Below are 21,548 nucleotides of genomic sequence, written 5' to 3' on the forward strand. Positions count from 1 at the left end.
CCCCAACGCCGCCGCGGCATCCTTCACCGACACACCGGAATCAACCAAACCCACCAACCGATCACCGAACCGAGCACAGTCCTCCGAAAACGACACGGTCGCCGCAACCCCTCACATCGAGAGTGTTGCGACGACCGCGTGAACCCAAGCTTGGGTACCGGGGGCCTTTCTCCGTGTCCGGGTCTCAGGCGTCGCGCGAGGTGCGCGCGGCCCGTGTCGGTGCGCTGGCATGACTGTCGAGGATCAGTACGGCGGTGTGCAGCGACGTTCGGGACTCGGCGTCGTCGAGGTCCACGCCGAGGAGTCGTTCGACGGTCGCGAGCTTGGCGTACAGGGTGGGGCGCGAAATCCGCAGTCGCTTGGCGAGTTCGGCCTTGTTGCCGCCGAGTTCGAGGTAGGCGCGCAACACGTCCAACAGGTCGTCGTCGTGCCGTGCGCGGTGCTCGAGCAGTCCGCGCAGTTCGGCCTCGGCGAAGGCCTGCACGCGCTGATCCGTGCGGATCAGGGCGATCAGCCCGCGTAGTCGGATGTCCGCGGAGCGGTGACAGACCTTGCCGTCCTGCGGCAGCGACTGCGCGACGTCGGCGATGTGCGCCGACTCGGCGAGGCCCCCTGCCGCGTCCAGCAGGCGCGTCGAGTCCGGGCCGACGCCGACGGTGCACCGCACGACGCCGTCGATCCGGCCGAGCGCGGCGTGGATCTCGGTGCACAAGGAGTGCAGGGCGTCGGGGCCGGAGCCGCTCGGGGGTTGCGAGACCAGGAGGTCGAACCATCCGGTCCGGGGATTGGTCGTGAGCGCCGTCAGCCGTGACGTCCGCACGGCGTGACGGATGGCGTCGAGCATCCGAACCCGCCGGCGCTGTGTGAAAACCTGGTCGGCGCTGGGTGTTTCACTGACGCGGATGGTCACGGGCAGATATGTCAGCGCGGGGCGCAGCCCCAGGGCATGCGCGCGGGCGGTGGCCTCGGCTTCGTCCTGGATGCGACCGCGGCGCAGTTCATCGACCAGGCCGCTCTGCGCCTGCTGCTCGAGTGCGGTGCCCTCGCGTTCGACCATCCGGCCGAGTGCGAGTGCCTGCGCCGCGCGTTCGAGGGTCATCCGGGTGCGTGCGTCGTTCCCGATCGGGCGGGGAGCGACCAGTCGGCCCCACTCCTGGCGATGGGCGCCCACCGGGGTGGTGATCCAGGATTCCGGACCGCAGACCTCGGTCTCGTGCGAGACGGGCGTCAGTCGCGACCGGCGTTCCCAATCCGACAGCAGTTCCGCGGTCTCGACGTCCTGCGCGGCGAAGGCGAGGACCTGCCGTGCGAGGTCCTCGAGGACAACCGGTGCATCGAGGATGTCGGCGGCGGCATCGACGATCTCGCCGGGCGACGCCCGCTTCATGCTCAGGTCGGTGAACGCCTCGTGCGTGTTGCGGGCGAAGGCCACCTCCGCGTACTGGTCGGCCACGATCGAGCGATGCACCTCCTCGGTGACCTCGACGAATCGGACCTCCCGGTGCAGTGCGACGACGGGCAGAGCGAGTCGGTCGGCGGCCTCGGCGGCCTCCGGCGGGATTGCGTCGACGTGCAGACCGAGCTCGACGACCAGGCCGATCGCGTTGGCGGCGGCCAGGCCTTCGAGGTAACCGACGGGGTCGTCGACGAGCGCGCGCCCCGTGGTGAGGACCAGTTCACCGCCCTGGAGCAGGTTCGAAAGGTCGTACAGATCGCTGACGTGTACCCATCGGACCCGGCGGTCGAGGGAGCCGCCCCCGACCACCTCCGGTTCGCCCCGCTGGAGGACGGGGAGGTCGAGAATGTCGCGGACCGTCGGCTGCATTTACGAAGTGTAAAGCGCAAGTCGGATTCTCTTACAGAGTGCAGGCCTGCGGGAGGCGGTGAAGCGCAGACAGTGGAAGCAGCACGCGTGATCGCGCGTGTCGATCCACTCAGACAGGACTCCATTCATGACCCACAGCGACGGCGCGGCACGGACGATCGCGCACTGGTCCGACGGCAAGAGCTTCGCCGGTACGAGCGGCGACACCGCCCCGGTCACGAATCCGGCGACCGGCGCCGTGACGGGCCGGGTCGCGCTCGCGAGTGTGGCGGACGCGCGCACGGTGATCGCGGCGGCGTCGGCGGCGTTCCCGGCGTGGCGGGACAGTTCGCTCGCCAAGCGCACCGCTGTGCTGTTCAGGTTCCGGGAGCTGCTCAACGAGCGCAAGCACGAGCTCGCCGAGATCATCACGGCCGAGCACGGCAAGGTGGTCTCCGACGCGCTGGGTGAGGTGACTCGCGGCCAGGAGGTCGTCGAATTCGCCTGCGGCATTGCGCATCTTCTCAAGGGTGGGATGACCGAGAACGCGTCCACGTCGGTGGACGTGGCGTCGATCCGTCAGCCGGTGGGCCCGGTCGCGATCATCTCCCCGTTCAACTTCCCGGCGATGGTCCCGATGTGGTTCTTCCCGATCGCCGTCGCGACCGGCAACACGGTGGTCCTCAAGCCGTCCGAGAAGGATCCGACCGCATCGATCTGGATGGCCGAGCTGTGGGCCGAGGCAGGTCTGCCCGCCGGTGTCTTCAACGTCTTGCAGGGCGACAAGACCGCGGTCGACGAGCTGCTCACCTCCCCGGACATCAAGGCGATCTCGTTCGTCGGCTCGACCCCGATCGCGCAGTACGTCTACGCCACCGGCACCGCGCACGGCAAGCGGGTGCAGGCGCTCGGCGGCGCGAAGAACCACGCGATCGTGCTGCCCGACGCCGACCTCGACCTGGCGGCGGACGCGATGGTGAACGCCGGCTTCGGGTCTGCTGGTGAGCGCTGCATGGCCATCTCCGTGATGGTCGCGGTCGGTGACGTAGCCGACGAGTTGGTCGGCAAGATCGCCGAGCGCACGCGGGCCCTCCAGACCGGTGACGGCACCCGTGCGGTGGACATGGGTCCCCTGGTGACCAAGGCGCACCGCGACCGCGTCGCGTCGTACGTCGACGCCGGGGAAGCGGCCGGCGCGGCCGTCGTCGTGGACGGTCGCGGCATCGAGGCGAACGGGGGAGCGGACGGCTTCTGGCTCGGCCCCACGCTGCTCGACCACGTCACCCCCGACATGAGCGTCTACACCGACGAGATCTTCGGCCCGGTGCTCTCGGTGGTCCGCGTCGAGTCCTACGACGAGGCCCTCGCTCTGGTGAACTCGAACCAGTACGGCAACGGCACCGCGATCTTCACCAACGACGGTGGTGCGGCACGCCGCTTCCAGAACGAGGTCGAGGTCGGCATGGTCGGCATCAACGTCCCGATCCCGGTTCCGATGGCGTACTACAGCTTCGGCGGCTGGAAGAGTTCGCTGTTCGGCGACACCCACGCCCACGGCGCCGAAGGCGTCCACTTCTTCACTCGCGGCAAGGTCGTCACCACCCGTTGGCTCGACCCCAGCCACGGTGGCATCAACCTCGGCTTCCCGCAGAACAACTGAGCCGGAAAGGGACACCCGACATGACGATGACAACCGACGGCCCCGTCGTTCTTCCGTCCGGCCAGGATCTGTCCGCCGCGCGCGCCGACGGCGAGCGTGCCTACGCGCTCGACCGCGCGCACGTCTTCCACTCGTGGTCCGCGCAGGCGCAGATCGCGCCGATGACCATCCTCGCCGCCGAGGGCTCGTACGTGTGGGACGGCGCCGGAAACCGACTGCTGGACTTCTCCTCCCAGTTGGTCAACACCAACATCGGGCATCAGCACCCCCGGGTGGTCGAGGCGGTGCAGCGCCAGGCTGCGAAGCTGTGCACCATCGCTCCGCAGTACGTCAACGACGCGCGTTCGGAGGCCGCCCGGTTGATCGCCGAGCGCACCCCCGGCGACCTGGACAAGGTGTTCTTCACCAACGGCGGCGCCGATGCGAACGAGCACGCGGTGCGGATGGCGCGGCTGCACACAGGCCGCTACAAGGTGCTGTCGCGGTACCGCTCGTACCACGGCGGCACCGACACCGCGATCAACCTCACCGGAGATCCCCGCCGCTGGCCCAACGACTACGGCAACAGCGGTGTCGTGCACTTCGACGGCCCGTTCCTCTACCGGTCGGCGTTCCACTCGGAGAACGAGGCGCAGGAGACCGAGCGCGCCCTCGAGCACCTCGATCGTGTCGTCCGACTGGAGGGCCCCGACACGATCGCGGCGATCGTCCTCGAGTCGGTCCCCGGCACGGCCGGGATCATGGTCCCGCCGCCGGGCTACATGGCCGGGGTCCGGGAGATCTGTGACCGCTACGGGATCGTCTTCATTGCGGACGAGGTGATGGCCGGATTCGGGCGGACCGGAAAGTGGTTCGCCATCGATCATTTCGACGTGGTGCCGGACCTCATCACCTTCGCCAAGGGTGTCAACTCGGGGTACGTCCCGCTCGGTGGCGTGGCGATCAGCGCGAAGATCGCCGCCACGTTCGCCGATCGTGCGTACCCCGGCGGCCTGACGTACTCGGGTCACCCGCTGGCGACGGCAGCGGCCGTCGCGACGATCGAGGCGATGGAGGACGAGGGCGTCGTCGACAACGCCGCCCGGATCGGCGCCGAGATCCTCGGCCCGGGTCTGCGCGCACTCGCGGAGCGGCACCCGTCGATCGGTGAGGTGCGCGGGCTCGGTGTGTTCTGGGCGATCGAACTGGTCGCCGACCGCGCCACCAGGGAACCGCTGGCACCGTACGGCGGGTCGAGTCCGGCGATGAACGAGGTCATCGCGGCGTGCAAGTCCGGCGGACTGCTGCCGTTCGCCAACTTCAACCGGATCCACGCGGTACCACCGTGCACCGTCACCGAGACCGAGGTGCGCGAGGGGCTCGCGATCCTCGACGCCGCGTTCGATATCGCGGACAACCACGCCGGTCGGTGATCCGACCGGATCAGTGATCCAGCCGATCCGCCCCTGGAGTCCATGGCGTCTCCAGGGGCGGATCGGCCTGTCGCCCGGGCTATCCGGTGGAAGGAGGAAGGCAGACACGGCACATCGGTGCAGGGCAGCCTGCCGGGCTGCCCCAGGAAGTTCTGAACAAGATCGAAGACAGAAGGAGTAATTCCATGGGTTCGTCCACCACTCAGCTCGGTCAGATCGGCGCTGTCGCCGGCCTCGTCTCGGCGATCGCTGCCCTCGTGGGAGCTGCCATCGGCGCCGCGACTCTGTTCATGTAGTCCGGGCACACAACGAAGAAGGCCGGAGGCAGAGCCTCCGGCCTTCTTCGTTGCGTTGTCGGGTCAGGCCGTGAACCCGATGTACTTGGTGTCGAGGTACTCGTCGATGCCTTCGACGCCACCCTCGCTGCCCAGCCCGGACTGCTTGACTCCGCCGAACGGTGCGGCGACGTCGGAGACGACGCCGCGGTTGACTCCCACCATGCCCGACTCGAGCGCGTCGGCCACCCGCAGGGCCCGGTCGAGGTTCTGCGTGAAAATGTATGCGGCGAGACCGTATTCGGTTTCGTTGGCCGCGGCGATCGCCTCCTCTTCGGTGTCGAACCCGGTGATCGCGGCGACCGGACCGAAGATCTCGTCGCGGACGATGCGCGAGTCGGTCGGCACCTGGTCGAGGACGGTCGGCTCGAAGAAGAAGCCGGGGCCGTCGACGGTCCGGCCGCCGGTGCGCACCCGGGCGCCCGCCGCGACCGCCTCGTCGACGAGTGCCGCCACGCTCGCGCGCTGCTTGGCGCTCACGAGCGGTCCGACGTCGACGCCGGGCTCGTGCCCGGGGCCGAGCTTCAGTGCGGCGATCCGCTCGGTGAGCCTCGCGGTGAACTCCTCACGGACCGAGTTGGCCACCATGATTCGGTTCGCCGCGGTGCACGCCTCGCCGCCGTTGCGCATCTTGGCGGCCATCGCCCCGTCGAGCGCCGCGTCCAGGTCCGCGTCGTCGAACACGATGAACGGCGCGTTCCCGCCCAGCTCCATCGACGTGCGCAGGACGTTGCGGGCGGACTGCTCGATGAGCACGCGGCCCACGGGGGTGGAGCCGGTGAAGGTGACCTTGCGCAGGCGGGGATCGGCGAGCAGCGGCCCGGACACCGCGGCGGCGTCCGACGTCGGCAGCACCGAGACCACACCGGCCGGCAGACCCGCTTCGGCGAGGATCTCCGCGAACGCCAGCATCGTCAGCGGCGTCTCCGCGGCGGGCTTGACGATCATCGTGCAGCCCGCGGCGAGCGCGGGGCCGATCTTGCGGGTGCCCATGGCGAGCGGGAAGTTCCACGGGGTGATCGCCAGGCAGGGGCCCACCGGCACCTTGTTGACGAGGATTCGGCCGGCGCCGCCCGGCGATCGCGTCGAGCGGCCCTGGATTCGAACCGCCTCCTCGCTGAACCAGCGCAGGAACTCGGCCCCGTACGCGACCTCACTGCGGCTCTCCGGCAGGGCCTTTCCCATCTCGGCCGTCATCAGCAGTGCCAGTTCCTCGGTCCGCTCGACGACGAGTTCCCAGGCCCGGCGGAGGATCACGGATCGCTCGCGCGGGGAGGTGGCCGCCCACTCGGCCTGGACGCGGCACGCCACGTCGAGTGCGCGGATGGCGTCGTCGGCGCCGGCATCGGCAACCGTCGTCAGTGCCTCACCGGTGGCCGGATCGAACACCGGGAACGTGCCGCCGCCGACCGGCGCGGTGGACTCGCCGTCGATCCACAGCCCGGTCGGGACGCGGGAGACGAGGGTGGAGACATCAATCATCGTTCTGCTTCCGGTAGGTCCAAAGTGGAGTGAGCGTCAATGACGTTCGGTGATCACACCGAGGCGCGGACGGCGTCCTCGATCACGTCGAGCGCGTCGGTGAGCAGATCGTCGCCGATGACGAGCGGCGGCAGCAGGCGCACCACGTTGCCGTACGTGCCGCAGGTCAGCAGGATGACGCCCTGTTCGAGCGCGTACGCGACGACCTTGCGCGTCAACTCGGCATCCGGCTCGGTGGTGCCCGGCACCACGAACTCCATCGCCAGCATGGCGCCGCGGCCGCGGACCTCGCCGATCGCGGGGATCTCCTCGGCCAGCTTCCGCAGGCGGGTCGTCACGACCTCCTCGATGTGGCGGGCCCGCGCGGGAAGGTCGAGTTCGCGCATCGTGTCGATCGCCGCGAGCGCCGCGGCACACGCGATCGGGTTGCCGCCGTAGGTGCCACCGAGGCCGCCGGCGTGCACCTTGTCGAGCAGTTCGGCGCGGCCCGTGATCGCGGACAGCGGAAGTCCGCCGGCGATGCCCTTGGCCATGGTGATGATGTCCGGCACCACCTCTTCGTGGTCGCACGCGAACCACGACCCCGTGCGGGCGAACCCGGTCTGGACCTCGTCGGCGATGAAGACGACTCCGTTGGCGCGCGCCCACGTGGCGAGCGTCGGCAGGAATCCCTCTGCGGGAACGATGAACCCGCCCTCGCCCTGGATCGGTTCGATGATGATCGCGGCGAGCGAATCAGCACCGATCTGCTTCTCGATCTGGGTGATCGCACGCTGCGCCGCCTCCGGGCCCGTCAGTCCGCGCTCGTCCCGGAACGGGTACGACATCGGCATCCGGTACACCTCGGGGGCGAACGGACCGAAGTGTGCCTTGTACGGCATCGACTTCGCGGTCAGCGCCATCGTCAGGTTGGTGCGGCCGTGGTAGGCGTGGTCGAACGCGACGACGGCGGTGCGCCCGGTCGCCAGACGCGCGACCTTGATCGCGTTCTCCACGGCCTCGGCGCCGGAGTTGAACAGCACGGTGCGCTTCTCGTGGTCGCCCGGCGTGAGCGCCGCAAGCTCCTCGGCAACCTGCACGTATCCCTCGTAGGGCGTGACCATGAAGCACGTGTGGGTGAAGCGTCCGGCCTGGTCGCGCACGGCATCGACGACGGCGGGATTCGACGCGCCGACATTTGTGACCGCGATGCCCGAGCCCAGGTCGACGAGCGAGTTTCCGTCGACGTCGACGATCACACCGCCGTCGGCGTCGGCGGTGTAGACCGGGACGCTGGACCCGACCCCTGCCGCGACGCTGGCGCGGCGGCGCTCCGTGAGTGCTCGCGAGTTCGGACCGGGCAGTTCGGTGACGAGGTTGCGCTTCTGCGGAAGCCGGTAAGCGATGGTGGTGGTGTTCATATCGTGGAGGACCCCTGTCGTGAAGATCTGACTGGTTCTATTCTGGGTCGCCGTGGAGCGCGGATCACCTGCCAGAATGGAGTGGGGGACTGCCCACGATTCACCATTTCGGACCGCACTCGGGCCGGGTCAGGAGTTGAGATGAGCGTGACCGTCCGGTGGGTGCTGGCGCAGCCGGAGTTGTCCCTGCGCCTGCGCGGTGGTGCTTCCGGACTCGACCGCGACATCGAGTTCGCGATCACGACCGAACTGTCGGACCCGTCGCCGTGGCTCTCGGGTGGCGAATTGCTGCTGACGACGGGGCTCGGGGCTCCGTCCGCGGTGGACGGCTACCGGGACTACCTGCGCCGTCTGTTCGACGCCGGGGTTGCGGCGGTCGGCTTCGGGGTGGGACTGACTCACTCCGAGATCCCGGAGGCGCTGATCGCGGCGGCCGACGAGACCGGACTGCCGCTGCTGGAGGTGCCGCTGCCCACTCCGTTCGCGGCCGTCACGAAGCGGGTCATGGACTGCCTGGCCGAGCAGCGTTACGACGCACTCCTGCGAGCGTCCCGCGCCCAGCCGCGGATGACGCGGGCCGTGGTCCAGGGCGGCGCCCGTGCCATCGTGCGGGAGCTCGCCGTGGCGACCGATGCGACGGCCCTGCTCTTCGACCGCCGCGGTCGGCTCCTCGAGCGCCATCCGACGAACGTGGACGGTGAGACGGTGACGGAGGTGTCCGACCTGATCGACTCGGTGTCGGAGGCTGCGTCGAGCATTGTCGCCCAAGCACATTCGGGCCACTCGATGACCGTTCAACGGATCGGGCTGGGCAACAGCCTCCACGGCTGTCTCGCGGTGGTGAGCCCCAAGCCGCTCGGCTCCGTCGACCAGGTTCTGCTGGGCCACGCCAACTCGTTGCTGGCGCTCGACTTCGAGAAGCCGGTGCGGCTGCGGGCTGCCCAGAACCAGCTCAACAGTCAGATCCTCGGGCTGCTGCTCTCGGAGGACATCGATCTGGAGCCGGCCCGTGAACAACTCGCGCCGGCCGCGGACGACCGTGGCTTCGTCCGCGCCCTGGCCGGGGTCTGCCCGTCGTCGGGGGACGCCGAGGCGGTCGCGTCCTCGATCGCCTCGGCCATGAACGAGGCGGGTCGACCGCTGTTCCTGCGGCGGACCGAGGGACGAATGACGGTGCTGCTGCGCGGAACCGACGACGTCGCGTTCGCGAGGACACTGCTCGCCGGCGCGGGGGAGTCCGTCCGCCGGTCCGCGCGGATCGGTCTGAGCGGTCCGCTGCCCGTCGAGCGCTTCGCGGAGGCGATCGACCAGGCGCAGCTGGCGGCATCGGCGGCCGGAGCCGGCGCCGCACCGCTCGAGTTCTCGGCACTGACGGGCAGCGCGCTGCTCACGTTCGACTCGACCCGTCAGGTACTGCGGTCGGTCGCCGACACGATGATCACTCCGCTCGCCGACCACGATCGTGACCACGGAACCGAACTGGTCGCCTCGCTGCGTGCGTTCCTCGAGGCGAACGGGCACTGGGAGTCGGCGGCAAACGTGCTGGGCGTCCATCGGCACACCCTGCGGAGCCGGATCGCGAAGATCGAGTCCCTGCTGGACTGCCGACTCGACGTCGCCCGGGTGCGCGCGGAGTTGCTCCTGGCGATCATCGCGTCCCAGGCGTAGCGCCCGGACCGAGGTTCCGGGCGCCACGCGGGCAGTGGACTACTGCGCTACCGCGGCGAGCGCGGTCGCGAGCTCCGCGCTGATCGTGCACGCCCGCGCCAGGTCGATGTCGCCGTCGGCCTGGGCCTCGACCACGATCCGGCGCAGCCGGGCGACCACCGGCTCGTGCTGTGCGCGCCACCGCGCCGTCCGGTCGCCGGGGGACTCGCCGTCGCATCCGTGCGTCGCGACGGAGCCGGCCAGTGCGTGCAGTCGCCCGGAGATCTCGTCCCGCAGCGCCGCCGTTGCGAGCGTGTCCCAGTACGCCCGCCGGGGCCAGTGCTCCAGGCGATCGACGACACGGAAGATGCCCAGGTCGTCTCCCAGCGTCAGGTAGGCGTCTGCCACCCGGTCGATCGGAACCCCCAGTGCGAGAGAGCTCTCCGCGAACGGGAGCGCCTCGGCGAGCAGCGGCAGCGAGGTGCCGGCGATCGTGCCGTCGACGACGGTCGCGGGCAGGGACTTCGCGAGCAGTTGACGGACGCCCTCGCGGTACCGCCGTACCTCCGACTGCGGGTCGAGAGGCACGGGCCGGTTGCGCAGCAGCCACGAACACGCGCGCTCGATGAGCGCCTGCACCGCGTGCAGCGGACCCCACGCGTCGCGGTCGGCGGGGTCGACGACAGAGGTGGCGCGGGCCCACATCGCGTCCACCTCGAACAGCTCCGCCACCACCGCGTACGCCAGCGCGACCTGGGGTGTGCTCACCCCGAGTCGCTCCTCGAGCCGGTAGATCAGACCCGGCCCGACGTGATTGATCAACTGGTCCGCGATCTGCGTCGCGATGATCTCTCGGCGCAATCGGTGCTCGTGGATGTGACCGGGAACCCGGTCACGGAACGACGGCGGGAAGTAGTCGACGAGCAGGTGGGCGAAGATCGGTTCGTCGGGGACCTCGGAGCGGAGCAGGTCGTCGCGCACGGTGTTCTTCGAATGTGCCAGCAACGTAGCGATTTCGGGTCGGGTCAGGCCGAGTCCGGCTTCGGTGCGCAGCCGCAGTTCCTGCTTGCTCGGCAGCACCGCGCGGGTTCTGTCCAGCCCGCCGACCGCCTCCAGGTTGACGATCAGGCGATCGTGCCGTCCGAGCAGCGACACGGCCTGCGACTCGGCGAGGCTGATTGCCAGTGTCTGGCTCGCGCAGTCGTCGAGGACAGCGCCCGCCACGTCGGCGGTGCACTCGGCCAGCAGTGCGTGGCGCTCGTCCTCGCTCACCTCACCCKCCGCGACGGCGCCGTCCAGCGCGATCTTGAGATTCACCTCCCGGTCGGAAGTGGCCACGCCGGCGGCGTTGTCGATGAAGTCCGCGTTGATGCGGCCGCCGTGGACGGCGAACTCGATCCGAGCCCGCTGGGTGAAGCCGAGGTTGCCTCCTTCACCCACCACCCGGCAGCGCATGTCGGCTGCATCGACGCGGACGGTGTCGTTCGCGGGATCGGCTGCATCCCCATCGGTTTCGGTCGAACACTTGACGTATGTTCCGACCCCGCCGTTCCACAGCAGATCCACYGGCGCTCGGAGGATCGCCCGGATCAGCTCGGCCGGCGCGAGTGCGTCGGCGTCGATGCCGAGTCGCGCCCGAACGGCCGGCGACAGCGGTACCTGCTTGGCGGATCTCGGCCAGACGCCGCCGCCCTCGGAGATGGCGTCGCGCGGGTAGTCGTCCCAACTCGAGCCCGGCGTCTCGAACAGTGTGCGGCGCTGCTCGAATGAGGCGCCCGGGTCCGGATCGGGGTCCAGGAAGATGTGCCGGTGGTCGAAGGCCGCGATTAGTCGCAGTGTGCGCGAGAGCAGCATCCCGTTGCCGAACACGTCGCCGGACATGTCGCCGATGCCCGCGACGGTGACCGGGTCCGTCTGGGTGTCGACACCCAGTTCGGCGAAGTGCCGACGGACCGACAGCCAGGCGCCCCGGGCGGTGATGCCCATCGCCTTGTGGTCGTAGCCGCGGGAGCCGCCGGAGGCGAACGCGTCACCTAGCCAGAAGTCGTACTCGGCGGCAACCGCATTCGCGACGTCCGAGAACCGGGCCGTGCCCTTGTCGGCCGCGACCACCAGGTAGGGGTCGGCGTCGTCGTACATGACGGTATCGGCGGGCGGGACGACGCGGCCGTCCACCAGGTTGTCCGTGACGTCCATCAGCCCGCGGATGAACGCGGCGTACCCCTCGGCGGGTGCGACGCCGCCGAGCAGCACGTACGACCCCTTGGCTCCGGTCGGGACGATCGGCGAGTTCTTCACGGTCTGGGTGGTCATCAGCCCCAACACCTCGGTGCGGTAGCTCTCCGGTCGGTCCGACCAGCGCAGTCCACCGCGGGCGACCTCACCGGCCCGGACGTGGACACCCTCGACGCCACCGCCGCGGACGAAGATCTCGCGGTGCGGAACGATGCGACCGGGCTGCGTCAGCCGCGACGGGTCGAGCTTGAACGAGGCGTGCTCCTTCACCCGGCCGTCCGCGGTGCGCTGGTACCAGTTGGTCCGCAGCACCGCCCCGACGAAACCCGTCAGCGCGCGCAGGATCCGGTCCTCGTCGAGGGTCGCCGCCTCCTCGACGAGCGTGCCCAGTCGTGTCCGCAACTCGGTGACCCCGCGGTCGCGATCGGCCAGTGCAGGGTCGAACCGGGCGTGGAACAGTGCCACGACACTGTGGGTGAAGGCGTTGTGGCGCAACAGGGTGTCGACGAGGTAGGTGTCGGAGAACCCGAGACCGACCTGCTGGAGGTAGCGGACCATGCAGCGAACCAGCACGACGTCGCGCCAGCTGAGGCCGGCGACGGGGGTGAGCATGCAGAACCGGTCGATCTCGAGGCCGTCGGCGGTCGCGGTCTCGAACGCGTCGACGAGCAGTGCGGTGGCGTCGACCGCCCACGTCCGGTCGGGGCTGCTGAAGCGGAATCGGTCCGCGGGGGCATGCTCGCCGCTCGGCCGCGGGGCGGCGATCGGTTCGTGTTCCTCGATGCGAAGGCCGAAGCACTCGAAGTCCCTCGCGACGTCGGACAACGGCGGTCGTGCGCCCGGCCACACCACGATCGCGTCCATGGTGTCGGGGGCGTCGGGGGCGTCGGGAGCGTCGCGGGGAGCGACCAGTTTCATGCGGGGGCGGTTGTCGGCGTTCGGAGCGGAGGGGAGCGTCATCGATCCCTTGCTGATGGTCATCACACACCTTGTTCGGTCGGCGGAGTCTGAGTCGTCGGGCCTGGACGCTCTGAGTGTGCCGTGCTCGCAAGGATTTTCGACTGGACAGTTTGTCGAGGCTGGAGGCTGCGATCCACCGAAACGCACATCCGCGTTCCGATGGTTCGGCAGGTACGGCCGGTCCCGGACGCGCCGTCCGGCCACCGGAGATAAACAAGCATGAGTGCTTGCTTTCTCGGGTGTCGAGTGAAATGCTGGCCCGCAGCCCATCGGAAGTGATCTATCTCACGCCCTGTTCGGTGTCGTGGATCGGGTCGTTTGTTCGTGGGTTTGCTCGGGTCCGCTTCTGCCGAAGAAAGGTCGCGTCAGTGAAATCCAATCTGTCCGGTATCGATTCGTTGGAGTTGAATCTCGCAGCCCGGGTATGTGTGGGGGATGCGTTGACGCGGGTCGCGCGCGTGCTCGGAAGCCGTGAGGCGGTCATCGATCGTGGGCGGCCGGTCACCTACCGCGAACTCGACGATGCCGCGGAGGCCCTGGGACGCGCATTTCTCGACGCCGGGATCGAACGGCAGCAGCCGGTGGCGATGCTGATGGCCGACGGCTGGAAGCTCCTGGCCACGTATTTCGCGTGCGCGAAGTCGGCGCTGGTCGCGATGCCCGTGAGCATCGCACTGACGGCCGAGGACATCGAATGGATCCTGTGCGACGCGGGCGCCGCCGTCGTCGTGGCCGACGCCGCGTTCGTTCCGCTGCTCGAAGCGGCGCTGCCCCGACTCGACTCGGTGCGCACGGTGGTGGTCGTCGATGCGGCGGTCGACGAGATCGCGGGCCGCGCCGTCCAGCGTTGGGAAACAGTGGTCGACCGCGGTGCCGACGGCCGCCTCGAGGTGATCGTCGAGGATCGGGACCTGGTCCAGTGCCTCTACACTTCCGGTACCACATCCCATCCGAAAGGTGTTCTCACCAGCCATGTCTCGGTGATGGTTGCCGGCCTGACGAACGCGCTRATGCAGGGTAGTTCGTGGGGGAACTCGCCGTCGACCCTGCTGAACGTGCTGCCGCTGTTCCACACCACTGGACTCAACACCCTCGTGCTCCCGATGCTCATGACCGGCGGGCGGGTCGTTCTCCCGGGACGGTTCGATCCAGCCGTGGTACTCGACGCGATCGAGAAGCACGATGTCACGCACGCGATGCTGCTACCGATCATGTGGAAGGCGCTGGTCGACGTGAACGCCGCCGCTCCGAGGAACCTCGAGTCGGTCCGACTGTGCATCTACGCGATGGCGCAGATGCCGGCCGAGGTCCTCGACCGAGTGGACGCCGCCTTCCCGAACGCGGCGGTGATCCTCGGGTCGGGGCAGACCGAGGTGGTGCCGGCGACGGTGCTGCAGTGGCCCGAACATCGGACCACCAAGCCCGGCTCGTGGGGGCCGCCGGTACCGACGGTAGAGGTGGCGATCATGGACGCCGACGGAACCCTGCTGGCGTCCGGGGAGACCGGCGAGATCGTCTACCGCGGACCGCACGTGTGCAGCGGCTACTGGAACAACATGGAGGCGAACACGAAGGCATTCGCCCACGGGTGGTTCCACAGCGGCGACATAGGCCATATCGACGAGGAGGGCGTCGTGTGGTTCACCGACCGACTCAAGGACATCATCAAGTCCGGCGGCGAGAACGTCTCGTCGCTCGAGGTCGAACGCGTCGTCGCCAATGTGCCCGGAGTGCTGGAATGTTCGGTGATCGGGGTGCCGGACGAGCGGTGGGGAGAGGCGGTGTGTGTGGCCGTAGTCCCGGTACCCGATACCGGCGAGGACGGACTCGAGGCCCGGATCCTCGACCACGCGCGGCAGCAGTTGGCGGGCTTCCAGGTACCGAAGCGTGTCATCGTCGTCGAGGCGCTGCCCAAGACCGCGACCGGCAAGACCCGCAAGCACGAACTACGGACCGCGGTGCAGTCCCGGGTGTGACATCAGACCGCGACGAAGCGGACCGCGGTACCCGGCTGCAGCAGTGCGGGCGGGTCGCGGTCCACGTCCCACATCCGTTCGGGGGTGGTTCCGATCAGTTGCCAGCCACCCGGTGACGAACGCGGATAGATCCCCGTGAACTCGCCGGCCAACCCGACGGCGCCGGCGGGGACCTCGGTGCGGGGCGACGAGCGGCGGGGGACGTGCAGGCCGGTGTCCTCGCCGCCGACGAGATAGCCGAAGCCGGGGCTGAAACCGACGAAGGCCACCGTCCAGGTCCGCTCGGTGTGGGCGGCGATCACCCCGTCGACACTGAGACCGGTGCGATCGCCGACCTCGGCCAGGTCGGGCCCGTCGTAGCAGACGGGGACCGCGACTGGATCGGCCGCGGACATCGCGTCGTCCGCGATCGGCGCGGTCGAGCGCACCCAGGTCGCGATGCTGTCGGGGCGCGCATCGCGGAACCGCACCAGGATCGTGCGGGCCGCCGGAACCAGATCGGTGACGGCGGGGTGGCGGTGCGCCTCGAGTCCACAGAAGTGCGCGACCGCCGCGTCGAGTCCGTCGTACTCGACCAGCAGCGCCCGGTCGCCCATGCCGAGGATCCGCATCAGATGAACGGTTTCACATGGATCTGTTCGGTATCGAGGCGGGCGCGGATGGCCGCTGCCATCGCGACTGCCTCCGGTGTGTCGCCGTGCACGCACACGGTTTCCGCCGCGATCGACACCTGCGAGCCGTCGACGGCGTGCACCCTGCCGCTCGTGACGAGCTGGACCACTCGGTCGGCCACAACATCCGGGTCGTGCAGCACGGCACCGGCCTCGGTCCGGGGAACCAGGATGCCGGCGGGCGTGTAGGCGCGGTCGGCGAAAGCCTCGGTGACGGTGCGCAGCCCGGCCTTCTCGGCCTCCTCCAGGAAGACGGAGCCGGGCAGTCCGAGTACCGGCAACGACGCATCGACCGCGCGGACTGCAGCCACCACGGCACGCGCCTGTTCGCGGTGGTGGACGATCGCGTTGTACAGCGCGCCGTGCGGTTTGACATAGGTGACCGACGAGCCGACAGTACGGGCCAACGCGTCGAGAGCCCCGATCTGGTAGATCACCTCGGCGGTGAGGTCGACGGGTGCGATGTCGATGAAGCGGCGTCCGAAGCCGGCGAGGTCACGGTAGCCAACCTGCGCGCCGATCCTCACACCCTGCGCGACGGCCTCGCGGCATGTGCGGAGCAGCGTCGCGGGATCGCCGGCGTGGAACCCGCTCGCGATGTTGGCGCTCGTGACGAGGCCCAGCATCGCCGCGTCGTCGCCGAGCGTCCACGCGCCGTAACTCTCGCCGAGATCGCTGTTGAGGTCGATGTATGCCACAACTCGATCCTAGTTCCGCGGCCGACGCGCGGCGGACCTGCTTCTACCGTGCGGTCGGCCGGACGGTGAGGATCTGCGACGACGTCCCGATCGGGCCGCGGACGTCACTGACGACGCTGTGCGTGAGTCCGATGCCGGTTGCGCCGAAGCTCACGTTCGTGTCGAAACCGACCCATTCCCCGTGTGGTTCGGCGAACAGGTGGAAGGTGAGGTCCAGATTGGGGAAGGCCACGTCGGTCGGGCTGATACGCGTGGTCATGCCGTTGGCGATGTCGAGCAGGCCGGCGGTCCGCGCGACGGAACTGACCTGCTCGTTCGCGACGAGGTCCGCCGGGGTCCGCACCCAGAACGACGCGCGACCGGGTTCGATCTGGTCCCGCCGTACGTCCGCGGACTCGATGAATCCTCCCGGCCAGACCGTCGTCGCGTCCCACGACGGCATGTCCTCGGGCGCGGCGATGACGGGGAACGGACTCGCGTGGAACGGCTGCGTCTCGAAGGCCTGCATCAGCCACGCCCGCGCGACGACGGCGGCGCGGCCGTCGTGGCCGAGCGTCGCCTCGACCAGTTCGATCGTGCGCCCGGCACGGATCGTGCGGACGGACGTCTCCACGACGCCGATCGGGAGGGTGCCGAGGATGTCGTAGGACAGTCGGCCGATGGCAGGGCGGTCGTCGCGGCGCCGATCGCGATCGGTCTCGATTGCGTGCGCCAGCAACCCCAGGGCAGGTGCGATGTGCTGTTCCTCGGTGTTCCAGGCGCCGCCGGTGTGGCTGGTTGCGAGGAAGGCCGTCTCGGACAGTCGCTCGAAGTAGTGAATCGGTCTCTCCCTACGGGTTCGGGGTCGCGGCGGATCGGTACTGAATCTAGGACTGCAGTACCGATCCGGGCACCCCCGATCGGGGGTGAGGCGGAGAACGTCGCGTCGGCCCGGCCGGATCCGACTACCCGGGTCGGGCTCAGGGGCGGTAGAACGCAGCCGGGTTGTCGTGCAAGACGAGATCGAGACTAGTTCCAGTTGTCGATCTTGACGTCCCGAGGATCTGGTGCGCCCGTGCCGGTTTCGACCATCGCCTTCAGGCTCATCAGGAAGAGTGCCCATTTGGTGCTGCAATGGTGCATGAACTCCACGGGTTCCTTCCACCCTTCGTGTGTGAAGAGGACGACCGTGTAGTCGCCGTCGCGTCGGAGGTCCCACACCACTCGGGTGCCGACCCATTCCTCGGGCCCTTCGATCACCTCCCAGAGCACTCGCTTCGCGGGCTGGAGCTCGATCACCTTCATATCGAAACCGTCTGCTCCGAAGCGGAACTGGAGTGTCCCTCCGACGTTCGCGTCTCCGTCTGTGTCGCTGGCCCACCAGCCGGCAAGCCCGTCGACCGTCGTCAACGCCGCGTAGACATCGTCGACGGAAGGCGACTTGATCCCGACCCTGTGCAGAATGTCAACCATCTCGAGTCCCTCTCTCTTCTCACTTTTGTCTGTTGCGTTGGATTGCTTCTGCGATCCGCTTGATGCGCTGCAGCCTGGCGTCCCATGTCGACCCGACGGCATTGAGCTGCTCTACGGCGCGGGCGAGTTGTGCGTCATCGACCCGGTAGAGCCGCTCCCGGCCCGCGGGCGTCACATGCACCAAACCGACGCGGTCGAGAACACCGAGGTGTTTCGCGACAGCTTGACGGGTCACGGGTAGCTGCTCACTGAGACTGGTCGCCGTCCCCTCGCCGTCTGCCAGCAGCAGGTCGAGCATTCGTCGCCGTGTCGGGTCCCCGATCGCGGACCAGAGCCCGTCGTCGACAACGGAGTTCATCGGCTCGCACCCAGTCGGCTGATGTACTCGACGAGGCGCGGCAGATGCTGGTCCCATCCCTCGATGTGCGAGTTGTACTGCTCCTCGAGAACAGCGATCTCCCAACCCATCTCACGGAAGCCGGTTTCCGTCATGCGGACCGTCGTGCCCTCTCCCGAGGGGATGAGCTCGAATGTCACCAACAGGGAGTTGCCGGGGGCCGCTGCCTCGTCGGCCGGGTGAACCCAGCGGAAGGAGAACAATCGGGGTGGCTGAGCGTCGATCACCGTGATCGGGGCGACATGTCCGTCGGGGGAGGTCCTGTCGCCCCACACGAGTTCGCCGACGGAGCCCGGGACCGGTTCCAGGTCGACGACCTCGTCGGGCCACCACTCCTTCAGGTGCTCGGGACTGCTGATGACCTCGTAGACCACGTCGGGCTCGGCTTCGACGTATATCGAGCGCTCGATTCGTCCGTACTCCATGCCGGCTCCTCTATCGCAACGTTTGGTTGCACATGAGGGTATCCGGCCGCGGGCCGTATGCGCAACCAATCATTGCGCTTTGTTCTGGTGGTCGGATGGTTTACCGCAGGGCCGGATCGCCGAGGTGGAGTACACGTGCCCCGGATGACTCGGTCATCCGGGGCAACTGCAACACCCGGCACTACGGGAACGTCGCACCCGCGATCACGCAGTGACGAGTACCCGCCCGGCGGATCGGCGCCGTGACGCACCGATCGCCCGGCACGCCAGGTAGATCACGAACGAGATCGCGGTGACGAACGTCGAGACGGGCACGCCGGGTGCGAGCGAGAGCAGGATGCCGCCGACTGCGGCCAGTTCGGCGAACAGGACCGCCAGCACCGTGGCCCGCAGTGGGCTCGCCGTGACGTGTCCGGCTGCGGCGGCCGGGGTGATCAGCAGCGCCATGACGAGCAGTGCGCCGACGATCTGGACACCGAGGGCGGCGGTGATGCCGACCAGGACGGCGAACACGATCGACAGGCCGCGCACCGGGACACCGCGCGCGGCGGCCACATCGGAGTCGGTGCTCGCGAACAGCAGGGGACGGTAGATCACGGCGAGCGTGCCGATCACCACGACCGCGCAGCCCAGGAGCAGCGCCAGGCCGGAGTTGCCGGGGGCCACGATCTGTCCGACCAGCAGCGAGAAGCTGGTGCCGGTGCGGCCGTCGTATGCCCACAGGAACAGCACCGACAGGCCCAGTCCGAAGGCCATGATGACGCCGATCACCGAATCGCGTTCACGCGCTTTCGTTCCCAACAGCCCGAACAGCACTGCGGCGACGACGGATCCGACGACGGCGCCGATACCGACACCGACTCCGATCAGGAGGGCGGCCGACGCGCCGGTCAGCGACAGTTCCGACGTCCCGTGCACCGCGAACGACATCTGCCGGCTCACGATCAGCGGACCGATCACGCCGGCGAGCAGGCCGAGGATCGCGCCCGCGATGAGCGCCTGCTGGACGAAGTCGTACCGCAGCAGATCCGCGGTGGCGGAGAAGTCGAACATGTGCGACATCGCCTCAGTGAACTTGTTGCTCATGCGTGGTCCTCGGTGTGGTGGACGCCCTCGCCGGGGCGGGGTCCGCCGCCGCTGCCGAGCGCGTCGATCGCGTCGCCGGTGCCGACGACCACCAGGCGGCCGCGCACGTGCAGCACCTCGACGTCGGTGCGGTACAACTCGGACAGGACCTCGGAGGTCATGACCTCGGCGGGGGTGCCGATCCGGAACTGGCCGTCGACGAGGTACAGCACGCGGTCGACGAGGGGCAGGATCGGGTTGATCTCGTGGGTCACGAACAGCACCGCGGTGTCGTGTTCGCGGCGACGCCGATCGATCAGTTCGGAGACGCGGTGCTGGTTGGCGAGGTCCAGGCTCAGCAACGGTTCGTCGCACAGCAGCACCTTGGGGTCGCCGACGAGGGCCTGCGCGATCCGCAGCCGTTGCTGCTCGCCGCCGGACATCGACCCGATCGGGGCGTCCGCATAGGACTGGGCACCCACCTGCGCGATCGCGGAGTCCACGACCTTGCGCCGCTCGGCCCGGCCGAACAGCCCGGTACCCCAGCGGTGCCCGTCGTAGCCGAGGCCGACGAGGTCGCGACCGCGCAGGGGCAGTCCCTCGTCGAGCGACTTCTGCTGCGGGACGTAGCCGACGTGCGAGTTACCGGTCCTCGCCGTGGTCCCGGCGATCCGCACGGTGCCGGAGGTGGGGGCGAGCTGGCCCAGCAGGATCTTCATGAGCGAGGTCTTGCCGGAGCCGTTGGGGCCGAGGACAGCGACGAACTCGCCCTGCTCGATCGTCAGGTCCAGGCCCGACCACAGCGTGCGCTCACCGAACGACAACCGCGCGTCGCGCAGTTCGACGGCGGGTGCGGCGACCGCGCCGGTCGCGGTGCTCACCGTGCTCATGATCCGGAGTTCAGGGCGTCGGCCAGCGACTGCGCGGTCTGTGCCTGCCACTGCACGAAGTCCGTGCCCTCGGGCAGGGTCTCGGTGATCTCGACGACGGGGATGCCGGCGCTCTCGGCTGTCTCGCGCATGTTGCGGGTGACCTTGTCCTCGGTCTGCGAGTTGTAGACCAGCACGCGGACCTTCTTGTCGGTGAACAGCTGTCGTGTCTCGGCGATCGCGGCCGGCGCCGGATCGGTGCCGTTCTCGACGGCGCTCGTGAAGGCCTCCGGCGTGAGGTCCTTCAGCTCGGCGGCCTGCAGCAGGTAGTGGGCGATCGGCTCGGTCTGCGCGACGGGAGCGTCGCGGTGTGCGGCCGCGATGCCGGCGGACGTCTCGGACACCTGGCGCAGCTGCGCACGGAACGCCTCGGCGTTGCCGGTGTAGACGTCGGCGCCCTCGGGATCGAGCTTGCCCAACTCCGCGGCGATCGCGTTGGCAGTCGCGGAGACCGTGGGGATGTCGTACCAGACGTGCTCGTTGACCGAGCCGTGCGAATGGCCCGCGTGCTCGGAGTCGGACTCGGTCGCGTGCGTGCCGGTGCGCTCCTCGTAGAGGTCGAACGCGTCGACGGTGGGCTTGGAGCCGGTGGACTCGATGATGTCTTCGACGAACTGGTCGTAGCCGCCGCCGTTGAGGATCACCAGCGACGCATCGCTGATCTTGGCGGCGTCGGCCGGGCTGGCCTCGTACGAGTGCGGATCGGCCGAGGGTTCGGTGACGATCGAGGTGACCTCGAGGCGGTCGCCGGCGACGGCCTGCGCCACGCTGCCCCACACGTTGGTGGAGGCGACGACGCGGATCTGGCCGTCGGACCCGGGGGAGCTGCCGCACGCCGTCAGTGTCACCGCGGCGAGGGCCACCCCGATGGCCGCCGCGGCGGAACGTAAGGCATTGGACATGCCGGACATGCGCACAACTACTCCTGGTCACGAATCGGATGATCGGGTGGCCCGGTGGCGGGCCCTTAACGTTATTGGTAACCGTTTCCGTTTACACT

17 protein-coding genes are annotated in these 21,548 nt (G+C 68.9%); 4 read left to right on the top strand and 13 right to left on the bottom strand.

Features of this window, described 5'->3' with window-relative positions; all coding sequences use genetic code 11:
• Positions 1–184: 184 nt before the first annotated feature.
• Entirely contained in the window at positions 185–1,825 is a 1,641-nt protein-coding gene (locus tag AB4Z09_RS20390) for a PucR family transcriptional regulator (protein ID WP_174908014.1), read from the bottom strand.
• A 127-nt stretch (positions 1,826–1,952) separates the two neighbouring features.
• Between AB4Z09_RS20390 and AB4Z09_RS20395 the strand changes: the two genes are divergently transcribed.
• Both AB4Z09_RS20395 and AB4Z09_RS20400 read left to right on the top strand, forming a co-directional pair.
• Positions 1,953–3,464: a CoA-acylating methylmalonate-semialdehyde dehydrogenase gene (locus AB4Z09_RS20395; protein WP_114723389.1), complete on the top strand. Its 1,512-nt coding sequence runs from the start codon at positions 1,953–1,955 to the stop codon at positions 3,462–3,464.
• Between the two features lie 20 nt (positions 3,465–3,484).
• Positions 3,485–4,876, top strand: a complete 1,392-nt coding sequence (locus AB4Z09_RS20400; RefSeq protein ID WP_174908016.1) for an aspartate aminotransferase family protein — start codon at positions 3,485–3,487, stop codon at positions 4,874–4,876.
• A 359-nt stretch (positions 4,877–5,235) separates the two neighbouring features.
• Here the strand turns inward: AB4Z09_RS20400 and AB4Z09_RS20405 are convergent, their stop codons facing one another.
• Together AB4Z09_RS20405 and gabT are read right to left on the bottom strand one after the other, a co-directional pair.
• The gene (locus tag AB4Z09_RS20405) at positions 5,236–6,693 is read right to left on the bottom strand and encodes an NAD-dependent succinate-semialdehyde dehydrogenase (RefSeq protein ID WP_174908018.1); all 1,458 of its coding nucleotides are present in this window, start codon (positions 6,691–6,693) and stop codon (positions 5,236–5,238) included.
• Positions 6,694–6,746: 53 nt separating this feature from the next.
• Positions 6,747–8,093, bottom strand: coding sequence for a 4-aminobutyrate--2-oxoglutarate transaminase (gene gabT, locus AB4Z09_RS20410; RefSeq protein ID WP_114723387.1), 1,347 nt, complete (start codon positions 8,091–8,093; stop codon positions 6,747–6,749).
• A 141-nt stretch (positions 8,094–8,234) separates the two neighbouring features.
• Here gabT and AB4Z09_RS20415 point away from each other — a divergent pair, with 141 nt between their 5' ends.
• Complete coding sequence (locus AB4Z09_RS20415; protein ID WP_174908020.1) at positions 8,235–9,761, top strand: PucR family transcriptional regulator; 1,527 nt, start codon at positions 8,235–8,237, stop codon at positions 9,759–9,761.
• A gap of 39 nt (positions 9,762–9,800) precedes the next feature.
• On the opposite strand, the gene AB4Z09_RS20420 is transcribed toward AB4Z09_RS20415, so the two are convergent.
• The gene (locus AB4Z09_RS20420; protein WP_442240551.1) at positions 9,801–12,956 is read right to left on the bottom strand and encodes an NAD-glutamate dehydrogenase domain-containing protein; all 3,156 of its coding nucleotides are present in this window, start codon (positions 12,954–12,956) and stop codon (positions 9,801–9,803) included.
• A 347-nt stretch (positions 12,957–13,303) separates the two neighbouring features.
• On the opposite strand from AB4Z09_RS20420, the gene AB4Z09_RS20425 reads away from it, so the two are divergent.
• Positions 13,304–14,911, top strand: a complete 1,608-nt coding sequence (locus AB4Z09_RS20425; RefSeq protein WP_254622785.1) for a class I adenylate-forming enzyme family protein — start codon at positions 13,304–13,306, stop codon at positions 14,909–14,911.
• Positions 14,912–14,913: 2 nt separating this feature from the next.
• On the opposite strand, the gene AB4Z09_RS20430 is transcribed toward AB4Z09_RS20425, so the two are convergent.
• From AB4Z09_RS20430 to AB4Z09_RS20470, 9 genes are all read right to left on the bottom strand, one after another.
• Positions 14,914–15,522, bottom strand: coding sequence for a 5-oxoprolinase subunit B family protein (locus AB4Z09_RS20430; RefSeq protein ID WP_114723384.1), 609 nt, complete (start codon positions 15,520–15,522; stop codon positions 14,914–14,916).
• Positions 15,522–16,280 (bottom strand): LamB/YcsF family protein, encoded by a 759-nt coding sequence (locus AB4Z09_RS20435; RefSeq protein ID WP_114723383.1) that lies wholly within the window; start codon positions 16,278–16,280, stop codon positions 15,522–15,524. The genes AB4Z09_RS20430 and AB4Z09_RS20435 overlap by 1 nt, the downstream gene beginning before the upstream one ends.
• Before the next feature lie 43 nt (positions 16,281–16,323).
• Entirely contained in the window at positions 16,324–17,100 is a 777-nt protein-coding gene (locus AB4Z09_RS20440; RefSeq protein ID WP_442240555.1) for a thioesterase family protein, read from the bottom strand.
• Positions 17,101–17,288: 188 nt separating this feature from the next.
• Positions 17,289–17,732: an SRPBCC family protein gene (locus AB4Z09_RS20445; RefSeq protein WP_174908023.1), complete on the bottom strand. Its 444-nt coding sequence runs from the start codon at positions 17,730–17,732 to the stop codon at positions 17,289–17,291.
• Positions 17,733–17,751: 19 nt separating this feature from the next.
• Positions 17,752–18,090: an ArsR/SmtB family transcription factor gene (locus AB4Z09_RS20450; protein WP_114723668.1), complete on the bottom strand. Its 339-nt coding sequence runs from the start codon at positions 18,088–18,090 to the stop codon at positions 17,752–17,754.
• Positions 18,087–18,554: an SRPBCC family protein gene (locus AB4Z09_RS20455; protein WP_174908025.1), complete on the bottom strand. Its 468-nt coding sequence runs from the start codon at positions 18,552–18,554 to the stop codon at positions 18,087–18,089. Before AB4Z09_RS20455 ends, AB4Z09_RS20450 begins: the two co-directional genes overlap by 4 nt.
• Positions 18,555–18,758: 204 nt before the next feature.
• Positions 18,759–19,640 (bottom strand): metal ABC transporter permease, encoded by an 882-nt coding sequence (locus AB4Z09_RS20460; RefSeq protein ID WP_174908027.1) that lies wholly within the window; start codon positions 19,638–19,640, stop codon positions 18,759–18,761.
• Positions 19,637–20,509, bottom strand: a complete 873-nt coding sequence (locus tag AB4Z09_RS20465) for a metal ABC transporter ATP-binding protein (protein WP_174908029.1) — start codon at positions 20,507–20,509, stop codon at positions 19,637–19,639. Before AB4Z09_RS20465 ends, AB4Z09_RS20460 begins: the two co-directional genes overlap by 4 nt.
• A complete protein-coding gene (locus tag AB4Z09_RS20470; protein ID WP_442240552.1) occupies positions 20,506–21,459 on the bottom strand; it encodes a metal ABC transporter solute-binding protein, Zn/Mn family in 954 nt (317 codons plus the stop codon). The genes AB4Z09_RS20465 and AB4Z09_RS20470 overlap by 4 nt, the downstream gene beginning before the upstream one ends.
• Positions 21,460–21,548 lie beyond the last annotated feature (89 nt).

Origin of the sequence: Rhodococcus sp. TAF43 (genome assembly GCF_052113525.1) — a bacterium.
GTDB lineage: Bacteria > Actinomycetota > Actinomycetes > Mycobacteriales > Mycobacteriaceae > Prescottella.

Bases quoted from the DNA above. Each gene is read 5' to 3' on its own strand.
- AB4Z09_RS20390 (WP_174908014.1), bottom strand. From the start codon at position 1,825: ATGCAGCCGACGGTCCGCGACATTCTCGACCTCCCCGTCCTCCAGCGG.
- AB4Z09_RS20395 (WP_114723389.1), top strand. From the start codon at position 1,953: ATGACCCACAGCGACGGCGCGGCACGGACGATCGCGCACTGGTCCGAC.
- AB4Z09_RS20400 (WP_174908016.1), top strand. From the start codon at position 3,485: ATGACGATGACAACCGACGGCCCCGTCGTTCTTCCGTCCGGCCAGGAT.
- AB4Z09_RS20405 (WP_174908018.1), bottom strand. From the start codon at position 6,693: ATGATTGATGTCTCCACCCTCGTCTCCCGCGTCCCGACCGGGCTGTGG.
- gabT (WP_114723387.1), bottom strand. From the start codon at position 8,093: ATGAACACCACCACCATCGCTTACCGGCTTCCGCAGAAGCGCAACCTC.
- AB4Z09_RS20415 (WP_174908020.1), top strand. From the start codon at position 8,235: ATGAGCGTGACCGTCCGGTGGGTGCTGGCGCAGCCGGAGTTGTCCCTG.
- AB4Z09_RS20430 (WP_114723384.1), bottom strand. From the start codon at position 15,522: ATGCGGATCCTCGGCATGGGCGACCGGGCGCTGCTGGTCGAGTACGAC.
- AB4Z09_RS20445 (WP_174908023.1), bottom strand. From the start codon at position 17,732: ATGGTTGACATTCTGCACAGGGTCGGGATCAAGTCGCCTTCCGTCGAC.
- AB4Z09_RS20450 (WP_114723668.1), bottom strand. From the start codon at position 18,090: ATGAACTCCGTTGTCGACGACGGGCTCTGGTCCGCGATCGGGGACCCG.
- AB4Z09_RS20455 (WP_174908025.1), bottom strand. From the start codon at position 18,554: ATGGAGTACGGACGAATCGAGCGCTCGATATACGTCGAAGCCGAGCCC.
- AB4Z09_RS20460 (WP_174908027.1), bottom strand. From the start codon at position 19,640: ATGAGCAACAAGTTCACTGAGGCGATGTCGCACATGTTCGACTTCTCC.
- AB4Z09_RS20465 (WP_174908029.1), bottom strand. From the start codon at position 20,509: ATGAGCACGGTGAGCACCGCGACCGGCGCGGTCGCCGCACCCGCCGTC.
- AB4Z09_RS20470 (WP_442240552.1), bottom strand. From the start codon at position 21,459: ATGTCCGGCATGTCCAATGCCTTACGTTCCGCCGCGGCGGCCATCGGG.